21 protein-coding genes are annotated in these 22,183 nt (G+C 64.1%); 16 read left to right on the forward strand and 5 right to left on the reverse strand.

What is annotated here, in order from left to right:
• Positions 1-56: 56 nt before the first annotated feature.
• Positions 57-713, forward strand: a complete 657-nt coding sequence (locus tag G452_RS0106060; RefSeq protein ID WP_022661372.1) for a LexA family transcriptional regulator — start codon at positions 57-59, stop codon at positions 711-713.
• 124 nt (positions 714-837) lie between these two features.
• Entirely contained in the window at positions 838-1,005 is a 168-nt protein-coding gene (locus G452_RS21730; protein WP_022661373.1) for a hypothetical protein, read from the forward strand.
• Positions 1,006-1,266: 261 nt separating this feature from the next.
• On the opposite strand, the gene G452_RS21405 is transcribed toward G452_RS21730, so the two are convergent.
• The gene (locus tag G452_RS21405) at positions 1,267-1,878 is read right to left on the reverse strand and encodes a hypothetical protein (RefSeq protein WP_162141278.1); all 612 of its coding nucleotides are present in this window, start codon (positions 1,876-1,878) and stop codon (positions 1,267-1,269) included.
• 84 nt (positions 1,879-1,962) lie between these two features.
• On the opposite strand from G452_RS21405, the gene G452_RS0106070 reads away from it, so the two are divergent.
• From G452_RS0106070 to G452_RS0106120, 11 genes are all read left to right on the forward strand, one after another.
• A complete protein-coding gene (locus tag G452_RS0106070; RefSeq protein WP_022661374.1) occupies positions 1,963-3,855 on the forward strand; it encodes a type IV pilus biogenesis protein PilM in 1,893 nt (630 codons plus the stop codon).
• Between the two features lie 8 nt (positions 3,856-3,863).
• Positions 3,864-4,406: a hypothetical protein gene (locus G452_RS0106075; RefSeq protein ID WP_022661375.1), complete on the forward strand. Its 543-nt coding sequence runs from the start codon at positions 3,864-3,866 to the stop codon at positions 4,404-4,406.
• Between the two features lie 14 nt (positions 4,407-4,420).
• Entirely contained in the window at positions 4,421-4,942 is a 522-nt protein-coding gene (locus G452_RS0106080) for a hypothetical protein (protein WP_022661376.1), read from the forward strand.
• Position 4,943: 1 nt separating this feature from the next.
• Positions 4,944-6,668 carry a type IV pilus secretin PilQ gene (gene pilQ, locus G452_RS18310; RefSeq protein ID WP_022661377.1) on the forward strand — a complete coding sequence of 575 codons (1,725 nt, stop codon included), beginning with the start codon at positions 4,944-4,946 and terminating at the stop codon, positions 6,666-6,668.
• Positions 6,665-8,263 carry an ExeA family protein gene (locus G452_RS20470; RefSeq protein ID WP_022661378.1) on the forward strand — a complete coding sequence of 533 codons (1,599 nt, stop codon included), beginning with the start codon at positions 6,665-6,667 and terminating at the stop codon, positions 8,261-8,263. The genes pilQ and G452_RS20470 overlap by 4 nt, the downstream gene beginning before the upstream one ends.
• Before the next feature lie 22 nt (positions 8,264-8,285).
• On the forward strand, positions 8,286-9,998 hold the full coding sequence (locus G452_RS0106095; RefSeq protein ID WP_022661379.1) for a GspE/PulE family protein: 1,713 nt from the start codon (positions 8,286-8,288) through the stop codon (positions 9,996-9,998).
• A gap of 9 nt (positions 9,999-10,007) precedes the next feature.
• A complete protein-coding gene (locus G452_RS0106100; protein ID WP_022661380.1) occupies positions 10,008-11,243 on the forward strand; it encodes a type II secretion system F family protein in 1,236 nt (411 codons plus the stop codon).
• Positions 11,244-11,381: 138 nt separating this feature from the next.
• Positions 11,382-11,801 carry a type II secretion system protein gene (locus tag G452_RS20475; RefSeq protein ID WP_022661381.1) on the forward strand — a complete coding sequence of 140 codons (420 nt, stop codon included), beginning with the start codon at positions 11,382-11,384 and terminating at the stop codon, positions 11,799-11,801.
• A 96-nt stretch (positions 11,802-11,897) separates the two neighbouring features.
• Positions 11,898-12,329: a type II secretion system protein gene (locus G452_RS21900; protein WP_022661382.1), complete on the forward strand. Its 432-nt coding sequence runs from the start codon at positions 11,898-11,900 to the stop codon at positions 12,327-12,329.
• A gap of 31 nt (positions 12,330-12,360) precedes the next feature.
• Positions 12,361-13,425, forward strand: a complete 1,065-nt coding sequence (locus tag G452_RS0106115; protein WP_022661383.1) for a type IV pilus twitching motility protein PilT — start codon at positions 12,361-12,363, stop codon at positions 13,423-13,425.
• A gap of 21 nt (positions 13,426-13,446) precedes the next feature.
• On the forward strand, positions 13,447-14,613 hold the full coding sequence (locus G452_RS0106120; protein WP_022661384.1) for a type IV pilus twitching motility protein PilT: 1,167 nt from the start codon (positions 13,447-13,449) through the stop codon (positions 14,611-14,613).
• Between the two features lie 119 nt (positions 14,614-14,732).
• On the opposite strand, the gene G452_RS0106125 is transcribed toward G452_RS0106120, so the two are convergent.
• Positions 14,733-15,698: a GGDEF domain-containing response regulator gene (locus G452_RS0106125; protein ID WP_022661385.1), complete on the reverse strand. Its 966-nt coding sequence runs from the start codon at positions 15,696-15,698 to the stop codon at positions 14,733-14,735.
• Between the two features lie 309 nt (positions 15,699-16,007).
• Between G452_RS0106125 and G452_RS0106130 the strand changes: the two genes are divergently transcribed.
• Positions 16,008-17,540: a bactofilin family protein gene (locus G452_RS0106130; RefSeq protein WP_022661386.1), complete on the forward strand. Its 1,533-nt coding sequence runs from the start codon at positions 16,008-16,010 to the stop codon at positions 17,538-17,540.
• Between the two features lie 209 nt (positions 17,541-17,749).
• On the opposite strand, the gene G452_RS0106135 is transcribed toward G452_RS0106130, so the two are convergent.
• The 3 genes from G452_RS0106135 to G452_RS0106145 are packed head-to-tail and all read right to left on the reverse strand — an operon-like array spanning position 17,750 to position 19,211.
• Positions 17,750-18,274: a PulJ/GspJ family protein gene (locus G452_RS0106135; RefSeq protein WP_081650507.1), complete on the reverse strand. Its 525-nt coding sequence runs from the start codon at positions 18,272-18,274 to the stop codon at positions 17,750-17,752.
• Positions 18,274-18,735 carry a type II secretion system protein gene (locus tag G452_RS0106140; RefSeq protein ID WP_022661388.1) on the reverse strand — a complete coding sequence of 154 codons (462 nt, stop codon included), beginning with the start codon at positions 18,733-18,735 and terminating at the stop codon, positions 18,274-18,276. Before G452_RS0106140 ends, G452_RS0106135 begins: the two co-directional genes overlap by 1 nt.
• A complete protein-coding gene (locus G452_RS0106145; protein ID WP_022661389.1) occupies positions 18,732-19,211 on the reverse strand; it encodes a GspH/FimT family pseudopilin in 480 nt (159 codons plus the stop codon). The genes G452_RS0106140 and G452_RS0106145 overlap by 4 nt, the downstream gene beginning before the upstream one ends.
• 193 nt (positions 19,212-19,404) lie before the next feature.
• On the opposite strand from G452_RS0106145, the gene G452_RS0106150 reads away from it, so the two are divergent.
• Complete coding sequence (locus tag G452_RS0106150; protein WP_022661390.1) at positions 19,405-20,928, forward strand: alkaline phosphatase; 1,524 nt, start codon at positions 19,405-19,407, stop codon at positions 20,926-20,928.
• Positions 20,929-21,003: 75 nt separating this feature from the next.
• Complete coding sequence (locus G452_RS18330) at positions 21,004-22,161, forward strand: YibE/F family protein (protein ID WP_022661391.1); 1,158 nt, start codon at positions 21,004-21,006, stop codon at positions 22,159-22,161.
• Positions 22,162-22,183: the final 22 nt, after the last annotated feature.

The raw sequence follows: 22,183 nt of genomic DNA on the forward strand, positions 1-22,183 counted from the left end.
ACGCTTGTTTCGTTCGTATATACATTCGGGCAGAAAGTCAACTTGGAGGCGGAATCTTGCAGGCAAAGGCGTTTTCGGAATTCTTTGAACGGGTCAAGAGCCAGACCGCGCTGAAAAGCCAGTCGGATCTTGCCCGCGAGCTTGGAGTGGGGCGCGCTGCCGTGTCCCTGGCCAAGAAAAAGGACATGATTCCGGCTCGCTGGATTCTGGATATCGCCTCGCGCTACGGACTTGACCCCGCCTGGCTGGAAACCGGAAAGGGACGGCCGCGCCGCGAACCGGAACCGATTTCGGCCGAGGACGATTTCGAGCGCATTCCCAAGGTCCGGGCGCGGCTCTGCGCCGGAGCCGGCTCCTTCGAGACCGAGGGGCGTGTGGAAGGGTACTATGCCTTCCGCTCGGACTGGGTGCGGCGCAAGGGCGACCCCAAGCGCATGGTGCTCATGCAGGTCGTCGGCAACAGCATGGAGCCGGAGCTTCAGGACGGAGACATGGTCCTCATCGACGAATCCAAGACCGACGTGTACGCGGGCGGCATCTACGCCGTGGGCGTGGAGGACACGGTCCTCGTCAAGCGCATCGAAAAACTGCCCGGCCAGCTCGTGCTGCACAGCGACAATACCGATTACAGCCCGGTGCGCCTTTCCGGCGACGAGCTGATGAACGTGCGCATCATCGGCAAGGTGCTTTGGATTTCCAGGGAATACAACTAGATCCGGTCCCTTTTTTTTGACGACAATGTTTAGTTTAGACCAACATAAGTATACGAAAAGAAACACCGCCGCCTCGATCCGTTCGCATCCGGGATACGGGACGGCCCAGACAAGGAGCAATGCAATGCAGCAGCGTTACTGCCAGTGCGGCGCGGCGTTCATGGTGGCCTATCTTCCCGGCGGCGCAGCGTCGCTGCGGGCCTTGATCCTGGCTTCCAGCAAGCAAGGCATTCTGAGCGTGCATCGTTGCCCTTGCTGCGGCCAGCAGGTCGATATCAATTCTCTCCGGTAGGCTTTCCCCGGCCTGCCTTCCCTCGGCCCGCGCAAGCGGGTGTCTCCGTTCCCTGGCTCTGCCGGGCCGCCATGCCCCTCAGGGCGGCCCGGCTTCAGGAACGAACGCGCAAGGCTTCTTCGGGACCGCCCCCCCTGGCGTTTCGTCTTGAATTATTTAAGTGAAGGAAGCCGCGTATCCGCTTGAGTCGCGGCATCTCCGCATGCATTGACAAGTAGGCTTCCGGCCTCTCGGATTTGTTGCCCGGGTTCATGCCGAGGCTCACCGCAGAAGCTTTGCTTCCACTGTTTGCCTTTGCATTCTGCATTCTTGCACTCTTCCATGTTTCTCATTTTCCATGCTCCGCTCTCTCTTTGGACCATGTTCCAATTCTTCCATTCTTTCGGCATTCCGCTCTTTCGCACGGCCCTGCGAGAGTTGTGCCGGGCTGCGACATCGTTTGAACGTTGTACGCGCTACGGCAAGTTTGCTTTCTGCCGCTCCTGCCTGGATACGGAAAGCGTCCGGGCTGCGTCTGGGATTATGCAAAAAAAAATATTGCCGCAGTTCTCCTTTCGAGAACCATTCACGAACGCCGCGAAGTGTCCGACTTGGGAGGTGTCGTAGCGATTTATATGTGATGCCGTAAGGTTGAAGGGGATCAAACATGCCGTGGAAAACCGAATACGACAGATTTATTTCGTAAAATGGGCGCATGACAATGAAAAAGCCCGGTTGACAGGGTATTCCATTCTGGATAATTGGGAGAAAGGCTACAATTTTTCTAGAAAAATTCCAAAAAGCGAGCTTGCGGCGCGGGTTTCCGAGGGGAATTTCGCTGCTCCAAACGGACTTTTGGGATGAAACGTGTAGAACAACTTGCGGAAATCGCATGCGATTGCACCGATCCGCCTTGGCGGTGAGCAATACGTGCGGTTTTGGGATCAAGCGCCAATCCATTGTTGGTTGGGGGGACGCGTGGCCAGGAAGAGCAGAGCGGATTCCACGGAAGCCCTGCTGGACGTCATCCGGGAGGACGGCGAGCAGCAGCTGAATTTCCGTGATTCCCGCGCTCCGGCCAGTACCGGCGCCGCGCTCCGATCCCGGCCCAGGAAGAGCAAGAGCAAGCCCCGTTCCACCGGAAGGCGCGCGCGGCTCTTCAACGTGGCCAGAAGCGCGGTCGTGGGCGTGGATATCGGGCTTGAGCGCGTCACCGTGGTCAAGATGACCGAAAGCCAGCCGCGCAGACTTCTCGACATCCAGACCGCCAATCTCGATTCCGGCACGGGCATCGACGCCCCGGAACTGCCGGAGGTGCTGCGCCAGCTGATGCGGCGCGTCTCCGGCTCGTCGGCCTTGATCTGGGTTCTCTACCGGGCGGCGGACGTGGATATCGGCACCGTGCAGGTTCCCCGCCTTACGGGCGGCAAGTTGTCCAACGCCGTCTACTGGCAGCTCCAGAAGGAGCGCAAGTTCAGTGACGAGGAATTCATTCTCGACTATCGAGTGCAGCGCCAGTTCAAGGACGGGGAGATTCCCAAGACCGAAGTCCTGACCTGTCTGGCGCGTCGAAAGGACGTGGAGCGCCTCAAAAGCATTCTTGGCTCCGCAGGATTCCGTCCCGCGGGCGCCACGGTCATTCCCGCCGCCTTCCAGAACATCTACCGCACCGGATGGGCGCCTTCCGGTGACGGCCTTACCGCCAGCCTCCACGTCGGCGCGACCTTCTCCTGCATCACCATCTACGACGGCCCGGACATCCGCTTCAGCCGGTCCATCAAGTTCGGCCTGGACTCCATGGCCGAGGAACTGGCCGAGAGCTACAACCAGGTCCACATCCCCGGTGCTTCGGAAATCGATTCCGGGCACATGGACGTGGCCACGGGGCGGCACGTCATCCTCGGCAAGCTGCTCGACCAGCCGCTGGACCGCGCCTCCCCCGGCGCGGAGCTGTCCGCGGCGCAGGTGTTCGAGGCCGTGAGCGATTCCCTGGAGCGCGTCGCCCGGCAGGCGGAGCGCACCCTGGGCTACTACGCCCAGAACTACCAGCAGCGCTGCGAGCGGCTGCACCTCAGCGGACGCATCTTCGGCAGCAAGCTCGTCGCGGATTACATTTCCGGGGAACTCAGCCTGGAAATGAGCATTTTCGATCCGCTGGGTCAGCTCGAGTTGCCGGGAAGCGCGGCCTTCAGCTCGCTCAGCGAGCGCATGGGCATGAACGAGGCCGTGGCCACGGCCCTTTCCGATCCGGAACAGAGCATCAACCTGATCCACAACTATCTCGCGCGCCAGCGGGACGTGATCAAGACCAGGGTCAGCAACGTTGCGAGCCTGCTGGTCATCTTCCTGGCCATGGGCATGGCCGGGCTGTTCATCTGGGGCAAGGAGCGGGTCAAGGATCTGCAATCCGAGGCAACGTCGCTGCAAAGCCGCCTCGTGCAGGAGCAGGTGGTGGACGAGACGACCCTGGCGAGAAGCGTGGCCGAGGTCCAGGCCAGGCAGTCGCGGCTGCGGGCGATATCGCAACGCTACGAAGGGCTCGCCGTGCTGGCGGAACTGGAGCGGCTTACCCCGGAGAAGGTCCGCCTGCTGAAGCTGAGCATGGAGCTGGCGCGGACCGAACCCGCCGAAGCGGGCGGGGCAAAGCCCGCCAACGCGGCCCGGCCAGCGGAATCGCAGGTGAGGCTGGTGGTCGTCGAGGCGATCATCCTCGGCGACAAGGCGAATTTCGAGACGGACCTGACCCGGTATTTGATCGGTTTGAAGTCGTCGCAGCTCTTCGGCGACGTGGTCGTGCAGGAGAGCACGGTCCAGGATTTCACCCCGGAGGGTGAAGTGTTTCACGTGATTTTGCACCTTCAGCTGGCCTAGGGGAATCCATGGCGTCCTGGCAGGAAGAATACAAGATCGTCACGGCCAAGGTCGTGACGGCCCTCGTGGCCGCAGTGGTGGTCGCCTGGATTTTCCTGCTTCCTGTCTTCGAGCGCAACTACGGGCTGCACGAAAAGATACAGGAGCTGGAAGTCCAGATTCGCAGGCAGGCCGTGTTTCTTCCGGAGCAGATGAAGCTGGACGCGCTGCTCGGCAAGGAAATGGCCGAGGGCTTCGCCCTGCCGAAGCCGGAGCCGGTCAAGATCAGCGAGATCAACGTGCTTCCTCCGCGCTTTGTCCGCGTTGCCCTGGACGCCGGAATGGAGGTGCTGGACGTGGTCGTCAGTCCTGGATCGCTGCACGTGGGCGGCGGGCGCATCAAGATGCAGTGCGTCGTCTTCGGCGACATGGCCCGCTTCCAGAAGTTCTATCACGCCATGGGCGCGCTGCCCTACGTGGAGAGCGTGGACAAGGTCGAGATGCAGGCCGTTCCGGGCGGCATAGAATTTTTCGTCGAGTATTGGGTGCTCCTGGACGAGTCCCGGAGCTAGGCGGTGGAGCGGACATGAAGAAAAGCGAAAAAATCCTTCTGGCCGTGCTGGCGGTGGTTCTGCTTTGGGCGGGGTACATCCTGCTGCTGGAGGACAAGCCCGACGCGGCCCCGCCCGCTGCCGAGCCGGAAACGTATCAGGCCGTGGTGGAGTCCCTCCGCGCGGGCCTGGACAAATCCATGCTCACCGACCTGGAAAAATACAGAATTTCACTTGCCGGACATGAACTCGGCAACGGCCCGTTCTACACCTCCTCGGCCCAGTTCTACTTCGCCGGGGGGGAGGGCGATGCCGAGGGCGAGGGCCTCGTCTACAGCGGATATCTTCAGGCCGGGGACAGGTCCTACGCGATCATCAACGGGGTCGAGTACGCGGTGGGCGACGAAATCGCAGTGGGCGGGTATCGCCTTTCGCAGATATCGCAGGGCTACGTGGTCCTGGAACGTCGCGAGCCGTCCACCGGCCGGGTCTTCAAGCGACAGCTTCCCCTGGTCGACGACCAGGTGGAGGACGTAACTCTAAAGGCGGTCTATTGAGATGAGACCCTGCGCCAAGAATCTGCTTCTGCTGCTTTTCCTCTCGGCGCTCGTCGTCGGTTGCGCTTCCACCTCGGAAAAGGACCGCACGGACGACGAACTGGAGAAGTGGCGGATCATGGCCGAACAGTCCCAGGGACATTCGCCTTCCGCGCGGGCCGAGGAGGTCGAGCGCATCGAGGACATGGTCATCGATGCGGACACCATTGATCCTGAAGTGAAAGCGGAACCCAAGGAGCTGCCCCAGTTCAAGATCACCCTGCGCATGCACAACGCGGACCTCATCGCCGTGCTCCAGGCGCTCTCGCGCGCGGCCAAGCAGAGCATCGTGGTCAGCCCCAGCGTGCAGGGCGTGGTCAACATCAACATCGTCCAGACCCCCTGGTCCGAGGTCTTCCAGGGCGTGCTCAGCGCCAACCGCCTGACCTACGCCTGGGAGGGCGACATCCTCCGGGTCATGACCGCCGACGACATGAAGTTCGACCTGGAGCTGGACCAGCTCCGCACCCAGCAGAAAACCGAGATTCTGGCCCAGAACCGGGCCGAGCCTCTGGTCACCAGCATCGTCAAGATCAAGTTCGCGGACGCCTCCGCGCTCAAGGAGAGCCTGGCGCCTTTCCTGGCCAAGGACGCCGAGGGCAAGCCCCTGGGCTCCATCGAGGTGGACGTGCACACCAACTCCCTGATCGTGAACAGCATCCGTTCGGACATCGACCGGCTCGTGCGCATGATCACCCGGCTGGACGCTCCGCGCGCCCAGATCAAGCTCAAGGCCCACATCGTGGAAACCACCCAGGACACGGCCCGCGCCCTCGGCATCCAGTGGGGCGGTTCCTACCAGGGCAACGTCTACGACGGCTCCAACCTGTACATCTCCCCCGGCGGCACCACGGGCTCCACCACCAGCGCCTCCACCAACGAGGGACGGGCGGGAACCTACAATCCAACGCTGGGAACCTCTTCCAGCGGCAAGGGCGTCGGCATCAACCTGACGCCGAGCGGATTCGACTCGGCGGGCACGGGCCTTTCCCTGGGGCTGGGCTTCGGCACCGTGGGTGAAAACCTGCTCGAGATGCAGCTCAAGGCCCTGGAACAGGACAACAAGCTGCGCATCATCTCCTCGCCGTCCATCACCACCATGGACAACCAGAAGGCCTACACGGAATCCGGCGAGCGCGTGCCCTACGCCACCACCGAGACGAGCGGCGGCGTGGTCACCACCACGGTCAAGTTCGAGGAGGTGGTCCTGCGTCTGGAGATCACCCCGCACATCATCGACGACCAGTACATCAAGCTGAACATCCTGATCCAGAAGGACGAGGTGGACGAATCCCGCGATGTGGACGGCAACTACTTCATTCTCAAGAAGAAGACCGAGACCACGCTCATCGCCCGCGACGGCGAGACAGTGGTCATCTCCGGCCTGAGCAAGCAGCGCTCCTACCGCAACGAGAACGGCGTGCCCTACCTCAAGGATCTGCCGGGCGGCAACCGCCTCTTCGGCAGCGAGAGCAAGCAGGACACCATGGACGAGTTCATGATCTTCATCACCCCGGACGTGCTTTCCAAGTGGCGTCCGGGCGAGCGCCAGAAGACCCTGGACGAGATCGAGAAGGAGCTGGAAGAAAGGCGCAAGGCGGAAGCGGCGGCGCAGGAGGGCAAAGAGGCCGGAGGCACGGACACGCAGCAGGAGGCGGGCGCGCCCGCCGAAGGAGCCGGGCAATGAAGTATTTCGAGCGGCTCGGCCTGGTCCGGGAACCCTTTTCCAGTTCGCCGGATCCGGGCTTTCTGTTCTATTCCAGGCAGCACATCACCTGCCTTCAGGAGCTGGAGATCGCGGTGCGCCTGCGCCGCGGGCTGAACATGGTCATCGGCGACATCGGCACGGGCAAGACCACGCTCTGCCGGCGCTTCGTGCGCAACCTGAGCCGGAACAAGTCCATTTCCGTGCACCTGCTGCTGGACCCCGGCTTTTCCTCGGCCCGCGCCTTTTTGCGCGTGCTCTGCACCCAGCTCTGCGGCGAGCTTCCGGACAGCCGCCTGAGCCTCTGGTCGCTGAAGGAGATGATCAAGAAGGCGCTGTTGCGCATGGGCATGCGCGAGGACAAGACCATCGTCCTGATCATCGACGAGGGCCAGAAGATGAGCCGCGAGTGCCTGGAAATCCTGCGCGAGCTGCTCAACTACGAAACCAACGACGCCAAGCTGCTCCAGATCGTGATTTTCGGCCAGCGGGAGCTGGAACCCGTGGTCGCGGGAATGCCCAACTTCCTTGACCGCGTGAATTTCTACCACAAGCTCAGCCCGCTGAGCTTCCGCGAGATGCGCTCCATGATCGAGTACCGCGTGGGCAAGGCCGTGGGCGAAGGCTGCTTCCCGCCTTCGCTCTTCAGCGGCCCGGCCCTCTGGACCATTCACCGGGCCACGGGCGGGTACCCGCGCAAGGTGGTGCGCCTTTGCCACAAGAGCCTGCTGCAGATGCTCATCGCAGACAAGAGCGTGGTCACGCGGGGGACGGTCCGCCGCGTCCTGCGCGAGGAGGCGCAGCTTCGCCGTCCGTCGCGCTGGGGCTGGGTCGCGGCGGGAACGGCCGCCGTGGTCCTGGCGAGCGGGCTGGCGGCCGTGCGCTACGTGCCGGAATTCCGCGCGCTGATCCCCGGACTCGAATCCGCGCTCGCGTCCATGTCCGACTCCGGGGACGTGCTCGTCCTGCCGGAGAATGGGCCGCAGAGCCTGCGTCTCGGCTCCGGCCTGACCGTGGGCGACGGCGGAGCCGTGGAACCCTTCATCCCGTCCAGCGAAATGCCGGAATATTTCGGGGGCATGCACCTGGCCAAGGGCGAGAGCCTTTCCGAGGCGGTGCGGCTGGTCTACGGCGTCTACGACAAGGACAACCTCAAGCGCGTGCTGGCCGCGAATCCGGGCCTGCGCGACCCGGACAACGTGCCGGGGGCGACGGAACTGCGCTTCCCGCTCGTTGTTCCGCGCGGGGACGCGTTGCCCGGCGGCTTGATCTGGGTTCGCCTGGGTTCCTCGTCGAGCCTGGAGGAGGCCCACGCCAAGCTGCGTCAATTCGCCTTTTTCGGGCTGGACCTCCGGCTGCTCCCGCAGTTCTCCCGCGTGGGCGGGCTGCGCTTCCAGATCGTGCTGGAAGAGCCGGAAACGAGCGAGCAGGAAGCGCTGTCGCGGCTCGAAAAGCTGCCCCTGGCCCTGCAGAAGACCGCTGATGCGTATCGCCCCCTGGAAGGGGTGGTGCTGCTCGGCCAAACCAACGCCGCCGCGCGCAAGGCTCTGGCGCGGGCGGAAGAAGCCGTCCGCTAGCCGGGCTGGGGAGTCGGATCAGGTGCCGAAACGCGAGCGCAAACGGCTGGGCGACCTGCTCATCGAAGCGGGCGTCATCACCCAGGCCCAGCTCAAGGAGGCTTTGACCGGACAGAAGCAGTCCGGCCTGAAGCTCGGCCAGTACATGATCCAGACGGGCATGATCAAGGAAGAGGTCATGCTCACGACGCTTTCGGCCCAGCTGCGCATCCCCAAATACCAGCCGGACAAGCATCCCTTCGAGGAAGGCGTGAGCAGCCTCGTCTCGGAGCAGATCGCCCGCAAGAACCGCATCGTTCCCCTCCAGCGCAAGGGCTCCCTGCTCATCGTGGCCATGCCCGACCCCATGGACATCAACGCCCTGGACACGGTCGAAATCGCCTCGAACATGGAAGTGGAGCCCGTCATCTGCTCGGAGAACGACTTCGAGATGCTCTTTTCGTCCATCTACGGCCGGGGCATCGTGCCCGACGCGGCCTACGAGGGCATCGCCGAGGAGGCCGGAGTCCAGGACGAGGGCGAAATCAGGCGCGACGCCGAAGTCAATGTGGACGCGCTTACGGACATGGCCGAGCAGGCCCCGGTCATCCGCATGGTCAACTCCATCCTCAACCAGGCCGTGCGCGAAAAGGCCAGCGACATCCACATCAGCCCGGAACGCGACTTCGTGACCGTGCGCTACCGCGTGGACGGCAAGCTCCGCTCCGTGCCCGCCCCGCCGAAATCCATCTTTCTGCCCCTGGTCTCGCGCCTGAAGATCATGGCCAACATGGACATCGCCATCAGCAAGATTCCCCAGGACGGGCGATTTTCCTTCCATACCCAGAACCATGAGTTCAACGTGCGCGTGTCCTCCCTGCCGACCATCTACGGCGAGAACCTCGTGCTCCGCCTGCTCGACCGCAACGCCCACGGCCTGACCCTGGACGAGCTGGGCTTCTCCGTGCACGACCGCCCCAAGGTGGACCTGGCCATCCGCCAGCCCTACGGCATGATCCTGGCGGCAGGCCCCACGGGCAGCGGCAAGACCACCACGCTCTATTCGTTCCTGCGGGCCATCAAGAACGACGAGATCAACATCCTGACCCTGGAAGACCCGGTCGAATACCGCATCGACAAGATCCGGCAGGTGCAGCTGAACACCAAGGCGGGCATGACCTTCGCCTCGGGCCTGCGCTCCATCCTGCGCCAGGATCCGGACGTGGTGCTCGTGGGCGAGATACGCGACCAGGAAACAGCGGCCATCGCAACCCAGGCGGCGCTCACGGGCCACCGCGTGCTCTCGACGCTGCACACCAACGAGGCCGCCGGAGCCATCACCCGTCTCGTGGAGATGGGCCTGGAGCCGTTCCTCGTGGCTTCGGTGCTGCTGCTCTCCGTGAGCCAGCGGCTCGTGCGCAAGGTCTGCCCGTTTTGCCAGGAGCCCTACGATCCGCCCGAATATCTCATCAAATCCTTCGGCCTCTGGAACGTGCGCGACCGCGTGACCTTCATGCGCGGCAAGGGCTGCCCCCAGTGCGGCCAGTCCGGATACAAGGGCCGTCTCGCGCTGTTCGAGATTCTCCAGGTGGACGAGATGATCCAGGACATGATCCTGCGGCGCGCCTCGTCCCAGGAAATGTCCCGCGCGGCCGTGCGCGGCAAGACCATGCGCACCCTGAAGATGGACGCCGCGCGCAAGATCGCGGCCGGACTGATCACCCTGGAGGAGGCCGCCTCCTCCATCATGCTCTAGGTCGTTGCCATGCCCGTATTCAGCTACAAGGCCATGACCGGGGAAGGGTCCAAAGTTTCCGGTACGCTGGAAGCGGAATCCCTGGAACTGGCCTATGAAAAGGTGCTCAACCTGGGCTACCTGCCTTCGAGCGTGAAGCAGGGCGGGAAGGTGAAGACCCGCACGGAGACCGATGCGGGCGGGCTGACCATGCTCTTCACCAAGGTCAAGGCCCAGGACGTCATCCTCTTCACCAAGCAGCTCAGGACCATGCTCAACGCGGGCATTCCCGTGCTCCAGTCGATGCAGACCCTGCTCGCGCAGATCGAGAATCCCAGGCTCAAGGCCGCCGTGGAAGAAATCGCCAAGGACATCACGGGCGGCCAGTCCATGTACCGCGCCTTCGGCAAGCACAAGAAGATCTTCAGCCCGCTCTACTGCAACATGCTCCGCGCCGGCGAAATTTCCGGTACGCTGATCCAGGTGCTCGACAGGCTGATCTACATCATCGAGCACGAAAACAAGGTCCGCAAGGACATCCAGAGCGCCCTGACCTACCCGATCATCGTGGTCGTGGCCCTTGTGGCGGCCTTCGTGGTGCTGATCGTCTTCGTGCTCCCGAACTTCATCAAGCTCTTCAAGGACCAGGGCGTGGCCCTGCCCTGGCCGACCCAGGTCTGCGTGCGGCTGCACGAGATCATTTCGGGATACTGGCCCATCATCGTGCCTGCGATCCTCGGCACGCTGTTCGCCCTCTGGTATTGGAGCAAGACCGACCGCGGCAGGCTTTTCTTCGACACGCTCCTGCTCAACCTGCCCATACTCGGCCCCGTGTTCGTCAAGGCCGCCATGTCCCGCTTCGGCAGCATCTTCGCCATACTCCAGTCCAGCGGCATCACCGTGCTGGAAAGCGTGGACATCATTTCCGGCACCATCGGCAACGCCGCCGTGTCCAAGCAGTTCGAGGGCGTGCGCGAGCTGCTGGAACAGGGGCGCGGCCTGGCGTATCCGCTCAAGAAAGCGAAATATTTTACGCCGATGCTTGTGACCATGGTCGCCATCGGCGAGGAGTCCGGTCAGCTGGAGGAAATGCTCAAGGAAGTCGCCCAGCACTACGACTACGAGGTCGAGTACTCGGTGGCCAAGATGAGCGAACTGCTCGGTCCGGTGCTCGTGGCCTGCCTCGCGTGCGTGGTCGGCTTCTTCGCCCTGGCCGTGATGCTGCCCATGCTCGACCTGATGAGTTCCGCCCTGGCAGGGGCCTAGCAATGCGGCATTCGTGTGGATTACGGCAATAAGGACTTGGGCTGCGAAAGCGCGTGTGGTATGCCTGGAGCAGCGAATACTTCATCAACGTCTACCGAGCGGAGCCGGGAAAAGCGGTTCCGTGAGGGGGGGAGAAACATGGAAATCAGGAAAAGACAGCGCAGGGAAGGCGGCTTCACGCTCATCGAGCTGATCACCGTCATCATCATCCTCGGCATTCTGGCCGCCGTGGTCACGCCCCGGTACTTCAGCATGGTCGGCGACGCCAACGACGCCGCAGCCAATGGTGCCCTGGCCGAAGGCGCGGCCCGCCTGAATCTGGCCTTTGCGCAGCACATCATGAACAATGCCGGAACGCCTCCGGCGAACCTCGGCGTCATCAATGCCGCTGGCGGCACTCTGGGAGCCAACCCCGTGGACATCGGCGACTACCAGGTTTCCTACTCGCAGACTGGTACCAGTGTCACCATTTCCTTGTTTGAAGACGACGGCACTACGGCCGTAAACTGGGCGGCCGGCGGTGCCGCAACCAAGGTCGTGCCCTGGCCCGGCTCCTAGCCATTGGCTGACACACGCGGCGATCCTCTGATCGCGCGTCGAAACGGGGGAGCTTCGGCTCCCCCCGGAAATTTCTCGGCAGGAGAGTGAAACGGCGTGGGCAGCTTCCCCTATCCGCATGGCCGGAGTCAGCAGGGCTTCACGCTCATCGAGCTCATCACCGTGATCATCATCCTCGGCATTCTGGCCGCGGTGGTCACCCCCCGCTATTTCAGCATGGTGGACGATGCGCGCGTCGCCGCCGCGCGCGGCGCCGTGGCCGAGGGCGCGTCCCGGTTCTACATGACCTTCGCGGACTACACGCTGAATAATTCCCATACCACGCCCGCAGGGCTCTCGGACATCTCCGGAGCCGCCTACCTCGGCCTCGACGGCGGCAACCGTCTGGTGGTGGGGGACTTTCGCCTGACCTACGGCGGCGGCGCGGACGGCGCGGACGTGACCATCGACGTGGAGGACCGGGGCGGCGACGGCGGCTGGAGCGAGGTGGACGCCGCCTCGGCCACGGTTCCCTGGCCCGGTTCCTGAACCTGAATCACGCTCGGCAAAGAGATCGCAGATGGCCCAGATCAACGCTTTTTTCAAGATGCTCCACGAACTCGGCGGCTCGGACCTGCACCTGAGCACGGGCGCGCCGCCCATGCTCCGGCTGCGCGGCGATCTCCAGCGCATCAAGCACAAGCCCTTCAGCGACGAAGAATTGAAGAAGCTGATCTACGAGATCACGCCGGAAGCCAAGATCAAGGAATTCGAGGAGAGCGGGGACATCGACTTCGCCCACGAGGTGCCGGGTCTGGCCCGCTACCGCGTGAATTTCTTTCGCCAGCATCGCGGGGTGGGCGCGGTCTTCCGCGAGATTCCCCAGTTCATCCTGAGCATGGAGCAGTTGGGCCTGCCTCCGCAGCTCGCGGACCTGGCCATGCTCGACAAGGGCATCGTGCTCGTGACCGGCCCCACGGGCAGCGGCAAGTCCACGACCCTGGCGGCCATGATCGACCACGCCAACCGCAACCGCCGCGACCACATCCTGACCATCGAAGATCCCATCGAGTTCGTGCACAAGTCCCAGGGCTGCCTCGTGAACCAGCGCGAAATCGGGCGGCATACGCGGGGCTTCAAGGCGGCCCTGCGCGGCGCTCTGCGCGAGGATCCGGACATCATCCTCGTGGGCGAAATGCGCGACTACGAAACCATCGCCCTGGCCCTGGAAGCGGCGGAGACGGGCCACCTCGTGCTTTCGACGCTGCACACCGTCTCGGCGGTCAAGACCATCGACCGGATCATCGAGGTCTTCCCGGAAGACATGCAGGCCCAGGTCCGCTCCAGCTTTGCGGACTCCTTCAAGGCCGTGGTTTCCCAGACCCTGATGAAGCGCGCGGACGGCAAGGGCCGCGTGGCCGGGCTGGAGATCCTGCGCGGAACCCCGGCCGTGCGCAACCTGATCCGCAAGGGCGAGAACCATCAGATCCCTTCCGTGATGCAGACCAACAGGCATCTCGGCATGCAGCCTCTGGACGACCACATCCGCGAGCTGCTGGAAAAGGGGCTCATCGATCGGGAAACCGCCCGCAGACATGCCCTGGACCGCAGCAAATTCGAGGACGGCGGCAGGGACGCGCTCTAGGATTCGAGGAGGGTTCGCCAGATGCGGCCAGAGCAGTTCAACGCCATGGCGGCGGCAGTCCTGAAACGCCATCCCCGGCTTTCCGACATTCTTTTCACCGTGGGCGCGAGCGTGCAGGCCGAGGTGGACGGCGAACTCGTCCCGGTGCGCGTGCGCGGACTGGAAACGCTCACCCCGGAGAACACCCGCGCCGTGGCCGAATGCGTGCTCGGCGACCATCTCGTGCACCGGCGCGCCCTGGCCGAGCGCGGCTCCTGCGACCTTTCCCACGCCCTTTCCAGCGAGGCCCGTTTCCGGGTCAACGTCTTCAAGCAGCGCGGCAATCTCGCGGTGGTCATGCGCCGCCTGCCCCAGGTCATCCCCGGCATGGCGGACCTGGGCCTGCCTCCGGTTTTCCGCGAAATCGTCCGCGAGCGGCACGGGCTGGTCCTGATCACGGGCGGCACGGGCACGGGCAAGTCCAACTCCCTGGCCGCGCTCGTGGACGCGGTCAACGCCGAGCGCGCCGTGCACATCGTCACCCTGGAAGACCCCGTGGAATTCGTGCACGCGCACAAGAAGGGCGTGGTCAGCCAGCGCGAGCTGCACACGGATTTCGACTCCTTCGCCTCGGGCCTGCGCGCGGCCCTGCGCCAAGCGCCCAAGGTCATCATGGTCGGCGAGATCCGCGACCGCGAAACCATGGAGATCGCACTCCAGGCCGCAGGCACGGGGCATCTCGTGCTGGCCACCCTGCACACCTCGGACGCGGGAACGACCATCAGCCGCATTCTGGGCCTGTTCGAGCGGCACGAGGAGCGGCTGGTGCGCATGCAGCTGGCCGAAAGCCTGCGGTTCGTGATTTCGCAGCGGCTCTTGCCGCGCGTCGGCGGCGGGCGCATCGCCGCCTTCGAAGTCCTGCGCAATACGCTGCGGGTGCGCGAGCTGGTGCTCCAGGGCGAGCAGGGCGGGAAAAGCTTCTACGAGGTTTTGGAAGAGGGCGGGACGCACGGCATGAACACCTTCGACCAAAGCCTGTTCGCGCTCTTCGAGCAGGGATTCATCGAGGAGAACACCGCGCTGCTTTCCGCCAGCGACCGCGCGCGGCTCGTGCGCCTGCTCGACCGCCTCAAGAGCAGCCGGGGCGAGTCTGTCAGCGACCTTCGCCTTTCCGGCATTGAAGAAGACCTGGACGCGGACCTGCGCTGAAATCGCAGTCAGGCCGTCCAGTTCGCCGCTGCGGCCCTTGCCGCGCCCGAACACAATTCAGAATGGAATAAGTCCGGCAACGAGCCGGAACTGGACAGGATCGGCCCTTTGTCGCGGGGTCAGTCCGCGTTCTTGTGGCTGAAGCAGCAGATGCGGTCGCGTCCGGCCTCCTTGGCCTGGTAGAGCGATTCGTCGCTCGCGGCCACCAGGACCGAGGAGTCGCCGTCCGGCCGGGGAACCAGGGTGGCCTTGCCCATGCTGACGGTCACGAGGTCGGACACCGAGGAATCGGGGTGGGGCAGGGCCAGGTCGAGCAGTTCCTGGCGGATGCTCTGGGCCACCTTCAAGCCGCCTTCCGGCGAGGTGTCCGGCAGCAGCGCCGCGAATTCCTCGCCGCCGTAGCGTGCCAGGAAGTCGCCGGGCCTGCGGAAGGCCGTCTGGATGGCCTGGGCCACCTTCTTGAGGCACTTGTCGCCTTCGATGTGGCCGAGGGCGTCGTTGTAGCGTTTGAAGAAATCGATGTCGATCATCAGCAGGGTCAGGGGCATGGAGTCGCGCGCGCAACGCTGCCATTCCTGTTCGAGCACCTTGTCGAACTGGCGGCGGTTGGCCACGCCCGTGAGCCCGTCCTGACTGGAGAGCGTCTCCAGCTCGCGGGTCATGCGTTCCAGCTCGTGCTCCCGCGCCTTGCGGCTGTCCATCTCCAGCTTGAGCCGGAGAGCCGAGCCGACGCGCGCCCGCAGCTCCACGCGGTGCACGGGCTTGGTGATGAAGTCTCCGGCCCCGGCGCGAAAAGCCTCTTCGAGATCCTCCAAGCGGTCGCTGGCCGTGATCATGATCACTGGAATGTCCGCAAAGCGCGGAGCCGACTTGAACAGCTTGGTGGCTTCGATGCCGTTGATGCCGGGCATCTCCAGATCCATGAGCAGCACGTCCGGGAGCTTGTCGTCGGGCAGGGCCAGGAGCATGTCCAGGGCCTGCGCCCAGGAGGAGGCTCCCGCGAGATCCTTGAAGCCCTCTCCGCGCAGCACTGTTTCCAGAAGCAGCCGGGAGGTTTCGGAATCGTCGATGATCAGCAGTTGCATTCAGTCGCTCTTGATGCTTGCCGCTTCCGGCAGCATGGAACCCAGCTTGTTCAGGAAAGGCGGCGAAGCCGCCGGGGGGGCCGCAAATCGTCGTTGTCGCGATGCAGCGCCTCTGTAGCTGAAAGTCTTCTATTTTAAATATAGGCTTAGGTGATGAATCCCGTCAATAGGTTAGATTCACGAATAAGAAATTGTAACCCAGGGGCCGAAAGGTCGAAAAGACCGATGAAGTAGGCCGACCGGGCGACCTGCAACGGCCAGGATCAGACGGGAGAACTTTTGCGCCTGATTGCGCGGCAGTTCCTATTTATGTATGTTTGCTGCGTGTACGACACCCAGGCCATAGACCGCCGATCCGGCGAACGCGGAAACACCCTCATCTACATCGTGGTGGCGCTCGTTGCCTTCGGCGTCATCGCATCGGTCAGCGCGACGCGCTATGCAACCACGACGTCCGCGGTCATGCGTCCGAACTGCGCCCTGCAAGCCGAGTACATGGCGGAATCCGGCATGCGCTACGCAATGGCGCGCCTGCGGGCCTGCGCGAGCGAGAGCGCCGTCACGGATGCCGTGCTGGACATGAACGGGAAGACCTACGTCGTGGACGATGGCACGGGGATGTCCTTCACGCTCGCCGTCACCTACTCGAGCGGGGCCGCAACAGTAAACTCCACCGGAACAAGCTGCTCCACGGCTGAACCGGCCACAGCGTCCACGGGCAACCTGACCTTCAACCTGCCGGCCGCTTCCGGCGGCGGGTCGGAAGGCGGCGACGGAGCCGCCGTCCTCGGCGGCATATACGGCGGCACGGCCGCAACCATCTCCGGCGACGTCATCGGGGACGTCATCACGCAATCGGTCACCATCAGGGGCGGCAGCAGCATCAGCGGCTCGCTCACGTTCCTCGGAACGTCCACCTGCCTCTCGATTTCCGGCGGCGCGCGGGTGGGGACGCTTGGCGAGAACAACACCCTCTGCTCGCTTACCTGCGTCGTCGTCAAGGGCGGCGCAACCGTGAACGGCGACCTGAACGCGCAGGGCGATGTCTCCATAAACAGCGGCACCGTGAACGGCGACATCCGCTCCGCAGGCGGCGTGACCAACTCGAACGGCACCGTGAACGGATCCATCTACGCGCAGGACTCCGTGAGCATCACCGGCACGGTGCACGGCGACGTCTACTCCGGCGGCGACGTCTTCATCGGGTGGGGCGGCACGGTGACCGGCGACATCTACTGCACCGGCACGGCCACGTCTCCGGGCGGCTTCCGCGGCAGCGTGACAACGGGCTACGACAAGGCCGAGATCGCCCTTCCCGAAATCTGCCAGAGCTATACGTTCCCTGAGCACAAGACCGTGGCCAGCACCCAGGCCCTCGTCATCAACGCGGACAAGGTCTTCACCGGCGTGGCCGACCTGGGCGACACCTCCAACGCCTATACCTCCATCACCTCGTCCGGCTGGCACAAGATATGTTTCGATCTCTCCACGCCCGGCACCTACATCAACATCTTCTGCAGCGGCGACATGTCCTTCCACGGCGAACTCTATGTGCGCACCTCGTCGAGCGTTCCCTGCTTCTCGGCGTCGAACAGGGTCTCCAGCACCAGCTTCGCGGAATACGCAGAGGCAAGCCGCGTGTACATGGACGTGAAGGGGAACGTGAGCTTCGGCGGCGGGGTGAGCTGGTTCGGCACCATTTACGCCGGCGGCGACATCCGGCCCGGCAGCGGCGGGAGCTACATCGGCGGACTGTACGCCAACGGGGAGCTGAACCCCGGCAACAGTTGGTTCTCCTCGCGGTTTGTCGCTTCAGACTACATCGGGGCTTTCTGGCCCTGACCAAGGGGGCCGAATGCCCCTCTTGTCGCGGCGCACGGTGCGCCGGCAAAGGCTCCGCCCTGCGGCAGCCCGCCCGGAAGGCTCGCTCTCTTCCCCCCCACGAGCAGCACGGTTTTGCTGAAATGCGGCTTGCCTCGCAGCGAATGCGCTGCGAGGTTCGGCGGTGTTTCCCGTTTCGCGGAAATGCGGGAGCGGCAGGGCGCTTCCCGCTACAGCCGGATGAACTCGCGGGGCGTGACGTTGAGTTCGTAGGTTGCGCCGGTTCCGCCGATGCGGAAGCCGATGTTGATGGAGGAGATTTCCTGGTTGGCGGCGTCGCCGTCCGTATCGTTCTGCTCCACCTGGAGGGTGAAGTCGGTCACGTCTTCCAGGAGCAGGTAGTCCGTGCCGTCCACCGCTATGTACAGATTGCCGCCGGAAAGGAGCACCTGCCGGGTGCCGGAGAGGTTGGCGTCGGAGCTGGTGTATCGCAGCGAGGTGTTCGCCGCGAGGATCACGGTATTCGAACCGCCGATGCCTTGGGCCGATTTGAGTTCGATGCCCAGGCGGATCAGGGCGTTGTCCGCTCCCTGGGCCGATCGGACTGCCGCGTCGGTGATGAGATAGCTGTTCATGGCCAGGGAGATGAACATGGTTCCGGCGATGGCGATGATCGAGAAGATCAGCAGCGAGACGACCAGTTCGATGAGCGTCACCCCGCGCTCATGGGCGTTATCCCGCGGTGCGCCGCGCATCAGTAGTTCACCGCGGCGTTGCTCTGGGCCGTGACGCGGCTGTGCGCCAGCAGGCTGATCATGCGGTAATGCTGGTGGCCCGCGCCGTCGTCGATGTAGACGGTGATCCTGAGCGTGTCCGTCGGGCTTGCGGAATTCTGTACCGCCCCGGCCGCGCTGAAGGTGATGTACTGGACATCCGTGGAAACGCCGTCCTGATCGTAGTCGCCGTTGGCCTCGTTCTGCACGATGGCGGCCAGGGCGTTGTCCGGAGCCGCGCCGTTGATCTCTTCCAGATAATCCGCCTGAACCCGCTCCATGGTCCGCTGCACGAGCCCCTCGTTGCGCGCATTGGTCACGACTTCGGGCGTGGCTGCCAGCCGGGGGCCGATCATGGTCACGAGAAACGCGCCCAGAATGCCCACGAGCACCACGAGGAGAATGGTTTCCAGCAGGGTGAAGCCGCCGCAGTGCTTGTTCATTGGACGTATCCTGTTTCGGGGATGACGGAGAGGCTCGCCGTGGAGCCGGCGTTGCCCGCGGACTGGACCGTGATGTCCAGGTTCGCGTTCAGCAGGACGCCGCCTGCTGTTTCCGGCCTGCCGTAGGCGTCGTAGATCACCGTGAAGGCTGTGATGCCCACTCCCTTGTTCGCAAGAACCACGTGCATGGCCTCCTCGCCGGGGAGCGGCCTTTCCTTGGTCGCATCATTGGGATTGGTTCCCGTGAACATCCAGTATTCGGTTCCGGAACAGCTCAGGCCCCAGGGGCTGCCGGATTTGAGCGCGCGGGACTGGGCGTGGAGCAGGTGGGAGCGCAGGGCATCGGCCTGGCCTGCGGCGCGGATGTCCAGCGAGCTGACCCTGGAGACGATCACTGCGGACACGATGGCCAGCACGATGAGTACGACCACGAGTTCGATTATGGTGAAGCCGGACGGGCGCAAGGCTGCGCGCATGGACACCTCCCGGAATTCCCAAGCCTTTTCGATTCATAGCAGAAGGGCCTGGGAGCGTAAAGCGCGCCCCGCGTAACCGCCTTGAAACAGGAGTTTAACCCCTCCGACGCAGTCCGACGCGGACTCGTCACGGTTCTGGAGTATCAACGGGCAAGTATTTCACATCTTTCCAAGCCATAAGGAGGGTCGATACATGCGGAAACAAGCCCGGAACTTCACGCTGGCACTGCTGGTCGCGTTGGCGGCCATGCTGGCTTTGAGCGCCTGCAAGCAGGAGGAGAAAAAGGCCGAGGCCGAAGCGCCCGTCGCGGTTGCCACTGCCGAGGCTCCCAAGGCCAAGTACGTCTTCTTCTTCATCGGCGACGGCATGGGCCTGCCCCAGCGCGCCGCCACCACCCAGTACCTCGGCCGCAGCCTGGTCATGGACGGCTTCCCGGCCCAGGGCATCACCACCACCTCGGCCGCCAACCGCTTCATCACGGGCTCGGCCGCCTCGGCCACGGCGCTCTGCACCGGCGTGAAGACCAACATCAACTACATCGGCGTGGATCCGGACCTGAAGCCCCTGAAGACCGTCGCCGAGATGGCGCGCGACAAGGGCATGAAGGTCGGCATCATTTCCAGCGTCTCCATCGACCACGCCACTCCGGCCGCCTTCTACGCCCACGTCAAGACCCGCAAGATGTACCATGAGATCGATCACGCCCTGGTGGCTTCCGGCTTCGATTTCTTCGGCGGCGGCGGGCTCAAGGATCCGGACGGCGCCAAGAAGCGCAAGAAGGATCCCGAAGCCCCGATCCTGGGCGACGCTCTGCAGAAGGCCGCCGAGAGCGGGTACAAGTACGTCAACGACAAGGCTTCCTTCGAGGCCCTGACCCCTGCGGACGGCAAGGTCATCGCCGTGAACGCCTGGCTCCAGGACGACGAGGCCATGCCCTACAGCCTGGACCAGAGCGAAAGCGACATCACCCTGCCCGAATTCACGAAGAAGGCCGTGGAGATGCTCGACAACGACAAGGGCTTCTTCCTCATGGTCGAGGGCGGCAAGATCGACTGGGCCTGCCACGCCAACGACGCGGCTGCGGCCGTGACCAACAACGCGGCCTTTGACGACGCCGTGCGCGTGGCCGTGGACTTCGCCAAGCAGCACCCGGACGAGACGCTCATCGTGGTCACGGGCGACCACGAGTGCGGCGGCCTGACCCTGGGATTCGCCGGAACCCACTACGAGAGCTACTTCGACGTGCTCGGCAAGCAGGAGGTTTCCTTCCAGAAATTCACCGACGAGATCCTGCCCGCCCTGAAGGCTTCCGGTGCGGATTTCGAGGCCGTCAAGCCCGCCATCACCGAGAACTTCGGGCTCAGGTTCGAGGGCGACGCCGGGGATCACATGCTCCTGGCCGACTACGAGGTCGCCATGCTCCAGGAAGCCTATGCGCGTTCCCTGGCGGGCGATACGGAAAAGGCCGAGGGCGACGAGTACCTGCTCTACGGCGAATACGATCCCCTTTCCGTGACCCTGACCCACCTGCTCAACCGCAAGGCTGGTCTGGGCTGGACCTCCTACAAGCACACCGGCGTGCCTGTGAGCACGTCCGCCATGGGCGCTGGCCAGGAGCTGTTCAACGGCTTCTACGACAACACGGACGTGGCCAAGAAGATCATGCGGAGCATGGGCCTGCCCGACCAGCCGCAGTACCTCGTCGTGTCCAACTAGAGTCTTTTCCCTCTCCATCCTCCACCAGGGGAGGGGCGGACCGTCCGTCCCTCCCCGTCTACCCCAAGGAACGCCATGCGGGGCACGTCGTTACGGGACGCCGACAAGCTTCTTTCCCTGATCTTCATCGGCCTTTGCCTTGCGCTCTGGTTCGTGCCCACGGGCTTCGAGGCCCGCGTGGACAACGAGGCCGTGCGCTGCAAGGCCGAGGTTCTGGACACGGACGACCACGACCTGCAACGCCTGGGCATGGTCCTGGCGGGCGAGCAGGGAGTGACCCTGCGCGTGCTGGACGGTCCCTTCCAGGGGCGGGTTCTGCGCGGCGTCAACCCGCTGCTCGGCCAGATGGACCGGGACAAGGTCTTCCGTCCTGGAGACTCGGCGCTGGTCGTCTTCACGCTGAACCAGGACGGGTCCATACGCTACGTCAACCCGCAGGAGCACTATCGGCTGGACCTGGAGCTGCTCCTGCTGGGCATGTTCGCCGTGCTGCTGCTGGCCTTCGGCGGCTGGACAGGCGCCAAGGCGCTGCTCTCCTTCGCCTTTGCCGCGCTGATGATCTGGAAGGTGCTCGTGCCGCTGCTGCTGGTCGGGGTCGATCCCGTGCCCCTGTCCCTGGGGATCACGGCGCTGCTCTGCGCGGCGATCATCTTCCTGGTGGCCGGGCTGACCCGCAAGGGGCTGACGGCCTTTCTGGGCGCGTTTCTCGGCGTCCTGGCGAGCTGCGTCCTGGCCGAGGTCTTCACCTCCGCCTTCCACCTGCACGGCGCCATCCTGCCCTTTGCGGAAACGCTGCTCTATTCGGGGTATGCGCACCTCGACCTGACGGCCATCTTCATCTCGGCGGTATTCCTGGCCTCCAGCGGCGCGGTCATGGATCTGGCCATGGACGTGGCCGCGAGCATGGCCGAGGTCGTGGACAAGAAGCCCGGCATCGGCCGCGGGGAGGCTTTCGTCTCGGGCGTCCGGGTGGGCCGGGCCGTGGTCGGGACCATGACCACCACGCTGCTGCTGGCCTATTCCGGCGGCTACGTCACGCTGCTCATGGCCTTCATGGCCCAGGGCGTGCCTCTGGCCAACACGTTCAACCTGATCTACGTGGCCGCGGAAGTGCTCAAGACCCTGGTGGGCAGCTTCGGGCTGGTGCTGGTGGCGCCGTTTACGGCCGCTGCGGGCGCGCTGCTCCTGGCGGGGCACGGCGGCGGGCGGAGCGAAGACCCCGCGCGCAACTGATTTTCAAGCTTTGGAACAGGGG

It is taken from the genome of Paucidesulfovibrio longus DSM 6739 (genome assembly GCF_000420485.1).
GTDB classification, from domain to species: Bacteria; Desulfobacterota; Desulfovibrionia; order Desulfovibrionales; family Desulfovibrionaceae; genus Paucidesulfovibrio; species Paucidesulfovibrio longus.

Excerpts from the sequence above, each read along its gene's own strand:
- G452_RS21730 (WP_022661373.1), top strand. The coding sequence starts at position 838 with ATGCAGCAGCGTTACTGCCAGTGCGGCGCGGCGTTCATGGTGGCCTAT.
- G452_RS21405 (WP_162141278.1), bottom strand. The coding sequence starts at position 1,878 with ATGCGATTTCCGCAAGTTGTTCTACACGTTTCATCCCAAAAGTCCGTT.
- G452_RS0106075 (WP_022661375.1), top strand. The coding sequence starts at position 3,864 with ATGGCGTCCTGGCAGGAAGAATACAAGATCGTCACGGCCAAGGTCGTG.
- G452_RS0106080 (WP_022661376.1), top strand. The coding sequence starts at position 4,421 with ATGAAGAAAAGCGAAAAAATCCTTCTGGCCGTGCTGGCGGTGGTTCTG.
- pilQ (WP_022661377.1), top strand. The coding sequence starts at position 4,944 with ATGAGACCCTGCGCCAAGAATCTGCTTCTGCTGCTTTTCCTCTCGGCG.
- G452_RS20470 (WP_022661378.1), top strand. The coding sequence starts at position 6,665 with ATGAAGTATTTCGAGCGGCTCGGCCTGGTCCGGGAACCCTTTTCCAGT.
- G452_RS0106100 (WP_022661380.1), top strand. The coding sequence starts at position 10,008 with ATGCCCGTATTCAGCTACAAGGCCATGACCGGGGAAGGGTCCAAAGTT.
- G452_RS20475 (WP_022661381.1), top strand. The coding sequence starts at position 11,382 with ATGGAAATCAGGAAAAGACAGCGCAGGGAAGGCGGCTTCACGCTCATC.
- G452_RS0106115 (WP_022661383.1), top strand. The coding sequence starts at position 12,361 with ATGGCCCAGATCAACGCTTTTTTCAAGATGCTCCACGAACTCGGCGGC.
- G452_RS0106120 (WP_022661384.1), top strand. The coding sequence starts at position 13,447 with ATGCGGCCAGAGCAGTTCAACGCCATGGCGGCGGCAGTCCTGAAACGC.
- G452_RS0106125 (WP_022661385.1), bottom strand. The coding sequence starts at position 15,698 with ATGCAACTGCTGATCATCGACGATTCCGAAACCTCCCGGCTGCTTCTG.
- G452_RS0106130 (WP_022661386.1), top strand. The coding sequence starts at position 16,008 with ATGTATGTTTGCTGCGTGTACGACACCCAGGCCATAGACCGCCGATCC.
- G452_RS0106135 (WP_081650507.1), bottom strand. The coding sequence starts at position 18,274 with ATGCGCGGCGCACCGCGGGATAACGCCCATGAGCGCGGGGTGACGCTC.
- G452_RS0106140 (WP_022661388.1), bottom strand. The coding sequence starts at position 18,735 with ATGAACAAGCACTGCGGCGGCTTCACCCTGCTGGAAACCATTCTCCTC.
- G452_RS0106145 (WP_022661389.1), bottom strand. The coding sequence starts at position 19,211 with ATGCGCGCAGCCTTGCGCCCGTCCGGCTTCACCATAATCGAACTCGTG.
- G452_RS0106150 (WP_022661390.1), top strand. The coding sequence starts at position 19,405 with ATGCGGAAACAAGCCCGGAACTTCACGCTGGCACTGCTGGTCGCGTTG.
- G452_RS18330 (WP_022661391.1), top strand. The coding sequence starts at position 21,004 with ATGCGGGGCACGTCGTTACGGGACGCCGACAAGCTTCTTTCCCTGATC.